Consider the following 8,902-nt stretch of genomic DNA (forward strand, 5'->3'; position numbering starts at 1 on the left):
AGGCGCTGGTCACCCTCAGCCGGGAGTGGGGCGGCCGGGCCCCGGGCGGGGGGGGCCGGGGCGGGGGGGGCCCGGGCGGGCGGGGGCCGGGCGGGCCGGGGGGGGCCCGCGGGCACCGTACGGGGGTCGGTGCCGTCGGGCCTACTCCGACGCAGGTTCCAGCCCGGCCGACCGGGCGGCGGTGCGGAGCAGGGCGCGGAGCATGGGGGTGGTGAGGCGGCCGGTGTTGGTGTTGCGCGGGCTCACGTGGTAGCAGCCGTACAGCTGGAGGGCGGGGCCGCCGTCGGTGGCGGGGAGGACGGCCAGGGCGCCGTGGCCGAAGGCGGGGCGGGGCCGGGGGACCTGCCAGCCGGCCTGCGCGAGGGCGGGCAGGAGGGCCTGCCAGGCGAAGCCGCCGAGGGCGACGACGGTCCGTACGGTGGGGCGCAGCAACTGGAGTTCGCGGGTGATCCAGGGGCGGCAGGTGTCGCGTTCGGCGGTGCTGGGCTTGTTGTCGGGCGGGGCGCAGCGGACCGGGTCGGTGATGCGGACGCCGTGCAGGTGCAGGCCGTCGCCGTACCGGACGGACTCGGGGCGGTTGGCGAGCCCGAGGTCGTAGAGCGCCGCGTAGAGCAGGTCGCCGGACGGGTCGCCGGTGAAGATCCGGCCGGTGCGGTTGGCGCCGTGGGCGGCGGGGGCGAGGCCGACCAGGACGAGCGGGGCGTCGGGCGGGCCGAAGCCGGGGATCGGGCGGGCCCAGTAGTCCCAGTCCAGGTAGGCGCGGCGCTTGGTGCGGGCGGTCTCCTCGCGCCACTCGACCAGGCGCGGGCAGGCCCGGCAGTCGGTGACGACGCGGTCCAGCGCGGTGAGCGAGATGGCGCGGGCGGCGGCCTCGGCGGGGTGGCGGGGGTGGCCGGGGTCGTCGGCGGCGGCGGACTGCGGCATGGCCCCGATCCTAGTAGGGCTTTGTCAGGTCCTGTGGTGGGAGCGGGGCGGATGCGGGTCGGTCGCATATCGGGCAGGCACCGGTCCAGGGGGCCTGGGCGGGTGAGGCATCCCTCCCCTCGCCTGACCATCCGTGGCGCCCGACAAAGCCCTACTGGGCCCTGTCCCGCCGCACCCGCTGGGCGGTCTGGACGGTGGCCTGGTTGAACCGCCGGGTGACGGTGGCCCGTCGACCGGGTTGGGCCCGGTGATCGGGGCGGTGGCGAGAAGGTCCGGTGGGACCGGGAGGCAGCAATGGTGGAGAACGGGTACGCGGGTCCGTCTCGACGGCAGGTCCTGACGGCTGGCGCGCTGGCCGGCGCGACGGTGCTGAGTTCCGGCATGTGGGCGACCGAGGCGTCGGCGGCGGCACCGCCGGCGATCTTCTACTCGCCGCACCAGGACGACGAGGCGTTGGGCCTGGCCGGGGCGATCCTGGAGCACAAGGCGGCCGGCCGGCCGGTGTACCTCGTGCTGGTGACACGGGGAGAGAACGACGGGCTGGCGAAGCTGATGAACACCGATCCCTGCCCGCTGACCACAGGCTCGGACCGGCACCCCTGCGCGGCCGGCGGCCACCACGGGGTGAACTGGCCGACCGACGGCAGCAGCAAGATCGTCCCTTGCCGGACGGCCGAGTTCATGGCCTCTGCCGCCACCCTCGGGGTCGACAAGGTGATCAACCTGAAGATCGTCGACTCCCCCTACGGGGGGCCCGATGCCTTCGCCCGGTTCGTCGCCACGGTCAAGTCGAAGATCGCGTCCATCGCGCGGCAGTACCCGGGCGCCTCGCACAAGTTCACCGCGGGCTGGCTGGAGATCACCGACACCCACAAGGCGATCGCCGACGCGGCCGTGCAACTGGCCCGCGAGGGCAAACTCACCGACGTGCGCTTCAATTTCGTCTACGCCTACGACCAGCCGCTCGGCTCCCGCGCGAACGGTGCCGCCTACGTGCTGGACATCCCTGCCGCGCACATGGCGACCAAGCGCAACGCCATCTACTGCTACAACACCTGGGCCCCGTCCCGGAACCTCTACGCGCTCGGCTACCACAGCGTCCCGAACAAGCTGGAGTCCGCGCACAACGACCCGCACGAGTACGTCTTCACCCTCCCCAACAACTCGTACCAGTTCGGGAGCATCACGGCCCCGCACCCGGAGTGGTCGTAACAGAACAGGGCCGGGGTCGGGCTGTCGGCGGACGGCCCGACCCGGATTCCCGCTCAACCCCGCGGGACGAACCGGTCACCACCGCCCCACCGATCCCCGAGCGGGTGATCGTCTCGCAGCGACGTTCGAGGCCGGACAACCCCCCGACCCCCACCACAGGACCTGACAAAGCCCTCCTAGGGCTCGCGCTGGGCTCGCACCGGGCCCGCATCGGCCGTGCACCGAGCTCGTGCCGGGCCCGTATCGGCCCTGCGCCGGCCTGCCCGGGCAGGCGTAGCGTGGAATCAGCTGCTCCGGCGGCCCCCCGGCTGGGCCGGGTCGGCGACGTCCGGGGCTGGCTGGTGCGCGAGGAGGCCTCGCCGAGGCCGCAAGGAGGCCGCGATGATCGTCGATGCGGTGCTGGGTGCCATCGGGGGGCTGGTCGGGCTGGGGGCGATCTGGGCGGGCCTGAGCGTCCGGGTCGTCCAGCAGTTCCAGAAGGGAGTGGTGTTCCGCTTCGGCCGGGTGCGCAGGGAGGTGCGCGAGCCCGGGCTGGTGGGGCTGCTGCCGATCGCGGACAAGCTGCGCAAGGTGAACGTGCAGATCGTGACGATGCCGATCCCGGCGCAGGAGGGCATCACCCGGGACAACGTGACCGTCCGGGTGGACGCGGTGGTGTACTTCCGGGTCGAGGACCCGGTGAAGGCGATCGTCAACGTGCAGGACTACCACTTCGCGATCTCCCAGGTGGCGCAGACCTCGCTGCGCTCGATCATCGGCAAGAGCGAGCTGGACGACCTGCTGGCCAACCGCGAACCGATCAACCAGGGGCTGGAGTTGATGATCGACAGCCCGGCACTGGGCTGGGGCATCGAGATCGACCGGGTGGAGATCAAGGACGTCGCGCTGCCGGAGTCGATGAAGCGCTCGATCGCGCGGCAGGCGGAGGCCGAGCGGGAGCGGCGGGCGCGGATCATCACGGCGGACGGTGAGTTCCAGGCCTCGGCCCGGTTGTCGGAGGCGGCGGCGGTGATGAGCGCGACCCCGGCGGCGCTCCAACTGCGGCTGCTGCAGACGGTGGTGGAGGTGGCGGCGGAGAAGAACTCGACGCTGGTGCTGCCCTTCCCGGTGGAGCTGCTGCGCTTCCTGGACAGCGCGACGGACAACCAGCAGCGGGCTGCGGTGAATGCCGCGGCGGCAGCGGCGAAGGCCGCCGAACGGGCCGCCGTGGAGGGGAAGGAGGCGGCGAAGGCGGAGGTCGAGCAGGACAGCTCGAAGCACGAACTCCCGCCGCTGGAGGAATTGTTGGACCAGTCGCCGGTGCCGGATGCGGACGCGCCGGGCGGGCGCGCGGAGCCGGACCAGGCGGCCTGACCGGCGCCCGGTGGCGGCCTCCGCGGGCCCGGACCAGGATGGACAGGGGAGCCGAAGCCAGGCCAGGAGGCGGGACCATGACCAGAGCCAGCGACATCATGCACCCGGGCGCGGAGTGCATCCGCGAGCACGAGACGCTCGCCGCCGCCGCCCGGATCATGCGGGAACGACACGTCGGCGCGCTGCCCATCTGCGGGGAGGACGACAAGCTGCTGGGCATCGTGACCGACCGCGACATCGTGCTGCGCTGCGTCGCCGAGGGCCGGGACCCGGCCGCGGTGACGGCGGGCGAGCTGGCCCTGGGCCGGCCGATGACGGTGGAGGCGGACGAGGATGCGGAGCAGGTGCTACGGGTGATGGAGCAGTACCGGGTGCGCCGGCTGCCGGTGATCAACCACCCGGAGCACAAGCTGGTCGGGATGATCAGCGAGGCGGACATCGCGCGCGGGCTGCCGCAGGCCCGGGTCGCGGAGTTCGTGTCGGCGGTCTGCGCGGAGGAGGCGCCCGCGGAGGAGGCGGCCAAGGCCGGGGCCTGACGGCGTCGGCTGATCCGGGCCGGGGGGTCAGTGCCAGCTGTGGCGGATCAGGGACGCGGCGAATCAATCAGGGCATCGTCCGGCCAGCGTGTCTAGGTGGCGGCGCAGCACGGCGCGCAGTTCGTCCGGGCCGACCAGGTCCGGGTGCTGGACGGCCTGGAGGGTGAGGCCGTCGAGCAGGGCGGAGAGGCGGCGGGTCTCGACGGCGAGGTCGAGGCCGGGCGCCAGGGCGCCGGAGCGCTCGGCCTCCGTCAGGACGCGGTGGATCAGCCCGTCCAGTCCGGCCTGCAACTCGGCGGCGCGGGAGCGGAGTTCGGGGCGGGTGCGGGCAGCGGTGACGAAGGACAGCCAGAGCGCGGACTCCTCCCGGCGCTCGGCGTCCAGCGGGAGGGTCTCGGTGAGGAGTTCCTCGACCTGTGTGCGGCGGTCGGTGCCGCCCTCCGGGTCGAGCAGGGTGTGGGCGTGGGTGCGGATGCGGCTGTCGATGCGGCGGGCCAGCTCCTGCATCGCGAAGATCATCAGTTCGGAGCTGCCGGCGAAGTAGTGCCGTACCGAGCCGATGGCGAGCCCGGCCTCGTCCGCGACGTTGCGTAGCGAGGCGCGTTCCAGCCCCTCTCGGGCGGCGACGCGGAGCACGGCGTCGGCGACGGCCTGGCGGCGTTCCGCGGGGTCCACGATCTTGGGCATGTTGCCGTTATAGCACGGTCGAGCTAAATTGCTGATTTAGCATGGTCGAGCTAAAAAACTCCCGGGGAGAGGTGTGCCGATGAACGTCTGGCTGCAAGCGGGGTTGATCGCCGTCGTGGTCGTGGTGGTGGTGATCCGGCGGCTGCGTGGGGAGCCGCTCAATGCCCGGGACCTGTTCGCGCCGCCGGTGGTGCTGACCGCGATCGGGTTCTGGTCGCTGGTGCGGCGCCCGGGTCTGGGTGCGGGTGACTATGCCTGGGTGGCCGCCGGTGCCGCGCTCGGCGTCGGACTCGGGGTGCTGCGCGGCATCACCGTCACGCTGTTCGAGCGCGACGGTGTGGCGTGGCAGCGGTACACCGGCCGGACTTTCCTGGTCGCCGCCGGCTCCCTCGCGGTGATGGCGGGCTTCGGCCTCCTCGCCGGCCGCTGCGGTCTCGCTCCGGATGCCCGGCCGGTGCAGTTGTCGATCGGCGTGGGCTTCCTCGGTGAGGCCCTGGCGGTCGGCTGCCGGGTGCTCGTCGCGGGTCTTCCCTTCGCGCCCGAGCGACGGGGTCTGAATCCGTCACTCGGCGCGGATCGAATCAGGCGGTAACTTTGGTTGTCGTAGGCCGGTTCGGTAACTATGGTTGTCGCATGACATCGATCGAGATCACCCCCGAGGAGCGGTCCGAGCTGGCCAGGGCGCTCGGTGACGCACTGAACCCCCTTGCCAGGGCTGTTCGTTCGCGCGAGACCGGGCTGCCCGAGGACCGGATGTGGAACGCGGACCCGGCCGAGGTCGCGCTCTCCGTCCTCGCCACCTGGAAGGTGGTGGACACGGAGGTCAAGCGGCTGACCGCGATCGCGGCGGCGACGGCGGGTTCCTACGGCGCGAGCTACGAGCAACTGGGTGCGGCCTGGGGCATCACCCGGCAGGGCGCCCGGAAGAAGTGGCCGGAGGCCCGCCCGGCGGCGCCGCAGGGCATGCTCGAACTGTTCGGCGGAACGGCCGAGTTGGGGCAGGAGGAGGAATCCGGCGGCTGGCGCTGGGCGGGCGTCGGCGCCGACGGCGCGCGCGGCGCGGCCGACCGCGGCTACCCGACGAAGGAGGAGGCCGCGGCCCGCGCCGGGGCCTTCCTCGGCGAGCACGCCGCGCCCTAAGTGCGCCCCCGAAGCGCCCGGGCGATCAGTTCCGCCAGGTGCAGGGCCTGGCGGCCCTGGGCGAGTTGGGTGATCTGGGTGCGGCAGCTGAAGCCGTCGGCCAGGATCACCGTGTCGGGGGCGGCGGCCCGGACCTCGGGCAGCAGGACGCGCTCGGCGATCGCCTCGGACACCTCGAAGTGGCCCCGCTCGAAGCCGAAGTTGCCGGCCAGGCCGCAGCAGCCGGAGTCCAGCACCCGGTTGTGCAGGCCGAGTCGGGCCTCGACCCGGCGGTCGGCGGCGCTGCCGAGGACGGCGTGCTGGTGGCAGTGGGTCTGGGTGACGGCGTCCAGCGGGACGTACGGGAGCGGGGCGTCGGGGGCGTACTGGTCGAGGAACTCGGCGAAGGTGCGGGTGCGTTCGGCGAGCGGGCGGCCGTCCGGGCCGAGCAGTCGGGGCAGGTCCTCGCGCAGGGCGGCGGTGCAGCTCGGGTCCATCCCGACCACCGGGGTGTCGGCGGGCAGCCCGGTGTCGGCCAGCGTCCGCAGGCTGCGCCGCAACACCCGGCGGGCGGTGCCTAGTTGGCCGGTGGAGTACCAGGTCAGGCCGCAGCAGACCGGGCCGGCGGGCAGCCGCACGTCGAAGCCCAGGTGCTCCAGCACCTCGACGGCGGAGCGCAGCACGTTCGGCTGGAGGTGGTCGGAGAAGGTGTCCGGCCACAGCAGCACCGGCCGTGCCCCCGCCGGGGCCGGGTGCGCGGTGCGGTGGCGGCGGTACCAGCGGGTGAAGGTCTCCGGCGGGAGGACCGGCAGCACCCGGCGCCGGTCGACTCCGCCGAGTAGCTTGAGCAGCCCGGCGGCCGGGGAGCGGGCGAGGGTGTTGGCGGCGCCGGGGGCGAGGGCGGCGGCCCGCAGCCAGAGCGGCAGCCAGCCCATCGAGTAGTGGGCGAGCGGGCGCGGGCGGTGCCGGTAGTGCTGGTGGAGGAACTCGGCCTTGTAGGTCGCCATGTCGACATGGACCGGGCAGTCGCTCGCGCAGCCCTTGCAGCTCAGGCAGAGGTCCAGGGCCTCCCGGACCTCCGTCGAGCGCCAGCCGTCGGCGATCGCCGCGCCGCCCTGGCGGCCGGGAGGTGCCGCCATGCCGCGCAGCATCTCGGCCAGCAGCCGGGCCCGGCCCCGGGTGGAGTGCCGTTCCTCGCCGGTGGCCATGTAGCTGGGGCACATCACCCCGGTGTTCGGGTCCACGCACTTGGCGACGCCGACGCAGCGGTGCACGGCCTTGGCCAGGCTGCCGCCGTCCTGCTCGTACGGGAGGGCGAGCGGCAGCGGGCGGCGCGGGGCGGTGACGAAGCGCAGGTCGGCGTCGAGCGGGCGCGGGTCGACCAGCGCCCCCGGGTTGAGCAGGTGCTCGGGATCCCAGATCCGTTTGAACTCGCCGAACAGGGCGATCACCTCGGGCGGGTACATCCGGGGCAGCAGCTCGCCGCGGGCCTGCCCGTCGCCGTGCTCGCCGGAGAGCGAACCACCGTAGGAGACCACCAGGTCGGCGGCCTGCTCCAGGAACTCCCGGAAGACCAGCACCCCGGCGGGCTCGTCCAGCGGGAAGTCGATCCGCAGGTGCACGCAGCCGTCGCCGAAGTGCCCGTACGGCACGCCGTGCAGGCTGTGCCGGCGCAGCAGGGCGCGCAGGTCCCGCAGGTAGTCGCCGAGGCGCTCGGGCGGGACGGCGGAGTCCTCCCAGCCGGGCCAGGCCTCGCCGCCGCCGGGCAGCCGGGTGACGATGCCGGCGCCCGCCTCCCGGACGGCCCAGAGCTGGCGCTGCTCGGCCGGGTCGGTGACGAGGGCGACGGAGGCGGAGCGCTCGCGGCGCACCGCGTCGGCGAGCCGGCGGGCCGCCTGGTAGGCCTCGACCGGGGTGGCGCCGCCGGTCTCCAGGAAGAGCCAGCACTCGCCCGCGGGCAGCCGGTCCAGCGCGGGCGGGCGGGGGCCGGCGGCGAGCAGTGCGGCGATCAGGTCGGCGGACATGCCCTCGGCGGTGAGCGGCCCGAGCGGCAGCAGCGCGGGGACGGCGTCGGCGGCGGCGCCCTCGTCGGGGTAGCCGGCCACCACCAGGGCGCGCGCGGGCGGCTCCTCGACCAGCCGGACGGTCGCGCCGAGCAGCACCGCGCAGCTGCCCTCGGTGCCGGTGAGCGCGCGGGCCAGGTCGTGGCCGTGCTCGGGCAGCAGGGCGTCCAGCGGGTAGCCGGAGGTGCGGCGGGGCAGCGCGGGCAGGCCCTGGCGGATGGTGGCGAGGTTGCGGTCGGTGAACTCCTGGAGCTGCCGGTGGAGTTCACCGGGCCGCCCGGGCAGGGCACGGAGCGCGGCGCGCTCCTGCGGGGTGAGCCGGCCGCCCACGGTCAGCTCGGTGCCGTCCGCGAGCAGCAGCTCCAGCCGCTCGACGTTGTCCGAGGTGCGCCCCCAGGCGAGCGAGTGCGAGCCGCAGGAGTCGTTGCCGATCATGCCGCCGAGGGTGCAGCGGCTGTGCGTGGACGGGTCGGGGCCGAAGCGCAGCCCGTACGGCCGGGCGGCGCGCTGGAGGTCGTCCAGCACGGTGCCCGGCTGGACCCGGGCGGTGCGGGCCTGCGGGTCGACGTCCAGGACGGCGCCGAGGTGGCGGCGGAAGTCCAGCACCACCGCGCCCGGGCCGATCGCCTGCCCGCCGATGCTGGTGCCCGCCCCGCGCGGCACCACCGGCACGCCGTACTGACGGCAGAGCGCGACGGCGGTGCGGACGTCGTCGAGGTCGGCGGGTTTGACCACGCCGAGCGGCAGCTGCCGGTAGTTGGACGCGTCGTGGCTGTAGACGGTCCGCTCGGCGGTGCCGAAGCGGACCTCCCCGCGCAGTACGGCGGCCAGTTCGCGGGCCAGCTCGGCCCCGGGGGCTGCGGACGGACGGCTCACCAGGGACCTCCGGGCGGGTGCGGCGACGGCTCCGGCCGATCATGGCAGCCGCGCGCCCGCAGGGGTACCGGCCACGACCGGGGTACCGCCGATGGGGTGTCGGTCGGCGCCGACCGGACAGGACCTCGGCCC

General features: G+C 74.3%; 8 protein-coding genes. 5 read left to right on the top strand and 3 right to left on the bottom strand.

Annotation, left to right across the window (positions count from 1 at the left end; genetic code table 11):
• Positions 1-141: 141 nt before the first annotated feature.
• Positions 142-924, bottom strand: a complete 783-nt coding sequence (locus ACFV61_RS31945) for a uracil-DNA glycosylase (protein WP_380495430.1) — start codon at positions 922-924, stop codon at positions 142-144.
• Between the two features lie 294 nt (positions 925-1,218).
• Here ACFV61_RS31945 and ACFV61_RS31950 point away from each other — a divergent pair, with 294 nt between their 5' ends.
• The 3 genes from ACFV61_RS31950 (at position 1,219) to ACFV61_RS31960 (ending at position 4,025) form a co-directional block, all read left to right on the top strand.
• The gene (locus ACFV61_RS31950) at positions 1,219-2,136 is read left to right on the top strand and encodes a PIG-L deacetylase family protein (RefSeq protein ID WP_063346448.1); all 918 of its coding nucleotides are present in this window, start codon (positions 1,219-1,221) and stop codon (positions 2,134-2,136) included.
• A 381-nt stretch (positions 2,137-2,517) separates the two neighbouring features.
• Entirely contained in the window at positions 2,518-3,489 is a 972-nt protein-coding gene (locus tag ACFV61_RS31955) for a slipin family protein (protein ID WP_380495432.1), read from the top strand.
• Positions 3,490-3,566: 77 nt separating this feature from the next.
• Positions 3,567-4,025, top strand: coding sequence for a CBS domain-containing protein (locus tag ACFV61_RS31960; RefSeq protein WP_380377304.1), 459 nt, complete (start codon positions 3,567-3,569; stop codon positions 4,023-4,025).
• A 63-nt stretch (positions 4,026-4,088) separates the two neighbouring features.
• Here the strand turns inward: ACFV61_RS31960 and ACFV61_RS31965 are convergent, their stop codons facing one another.
• Complete coding sequence (locus ACFV61_RS31965; protein WP_380495434.1) at positions 4,089-4,712, bottom strand: TetR/AcrR family transcriptional regulator; 624 nt, start codon at positions 4,710-4,712, stop codon at positions 4,089-4,091.
• Between the two features lie 79 nt (positions 4,713-4,791).
• On the opposite strand from ACFV61_RS31965, the gene ACFV61_RS31970 reads away from it, so the two are divergent.
• Together ACFV61_RS31970 and ACFV61_RS31975 are read left to right on the top strand one after the other, a co-directional pair.
• Positions 4,792-5,304 (top strand): DUF1453 domain-containing protein, encoded by a 513-nt coding sequence (locus ACFV61_RS31970; RefSeq protein ID WP_380495436.1) that lies wholly within the window; start codon positions 4,792-4,794, stop codon positions 5,302-5,304.
• A gap of 41 nt (positions 5,305-5,345) precedes the next feature.
• Positions 5,346-5,852, top strand: a complete 507-nt coding sequence (locus tag ACFV61_RS31975; RefSeq protein WP_380495438.1) for a hypothetical protein — start codon at positions 5,346-5,348, stop codon at positions 5,850-5,852.
• On the opposite strand, the gene ACFV61_RS31980 is transcribed toward ACFV61_RS31975, so the two are convergent.
• Entirely contained in the window at positions 5,849-8,770 is a 2,922-nt protein-coding gene (locus ACFV61_RS31980) for an FAD-binding and (Fe-S)-binding domain-containing protein (RefSeq protein WP_380495440.1), read from the bottom strand. The two genes, ACFV61_RS31975 and ACFV61_RS31980, sit on opposite strands and share 4 nt — an antisense overlap.
• Positions 8,771-8,902: the final 132 nt, after the last annotated feature.

It is taken from the genome of Kitasatospora sp. NPDC059817 (assembly GCF_042731835.1).
Classification (GTDB): domain Bacteria; phylum Actinomycetota; class Actinomycetes; order Streptomycetales; family Streptomycetaceae; genus Kitasatospora.

What these genes read in the sequence shown, in the direction of transcription:
- ACFV61_RS31960 (WP_380377304.1), top strand. Translation starts at nt 3,567, where the DNA reads ATGACCAGAGCCAGCGACATCATGCACCCGGGCGCGGAGTGCATCCGC.
- ACFV61_RS31945 (WP_380495430.1), bottom strand. Translation starts at nt 924, where the DNA reads ATGCCGCAGTCCGCCGCCGCCGACGACCCCGGCCACCCCCGCCACCCC.
- ACFV61_RS31950 (WP_063346448.1), top strand. Translation starts at nt 1,219, where the DNA reads ATGGTGGAGAACGGGTACGCGGGTCCGTCTCGACGGCAGGTCCTGACG.
- ACFV61_RS31955 (WP_380495432.1), top strand. Translation starts at nt 2,518, where the DNA reads ATGATCGTCGATGCGGTGCTGGGTGCCATCGGGGGGCTGGTCGGGCTG.
- ACFV61_RS31975 (WP_380495438.1), top strand. Translation starts at nt 5,346, where the DNA reads ATGACATCGATCGAGATCACCCCCGAGGAGCGGTCCGAGCTGGCCAGG.
- ACFV61_RS31965 (WP_380495434.1), bottom strand. Translation starts at nt 4,712, where the DNA reads ATGCCCAAGATCGTGGACCCCGCGGAACGCCGCCAGGCCGTCGCCGAC.
- ACFV61_RS31970 (WP_380495436.1), top strand. Translation starts at nt 4,792, where the DNA reads ATGAACGTCTGGCTGCAAGCGGGGTTGATCGCCGTCGTGGTCGTGGTG.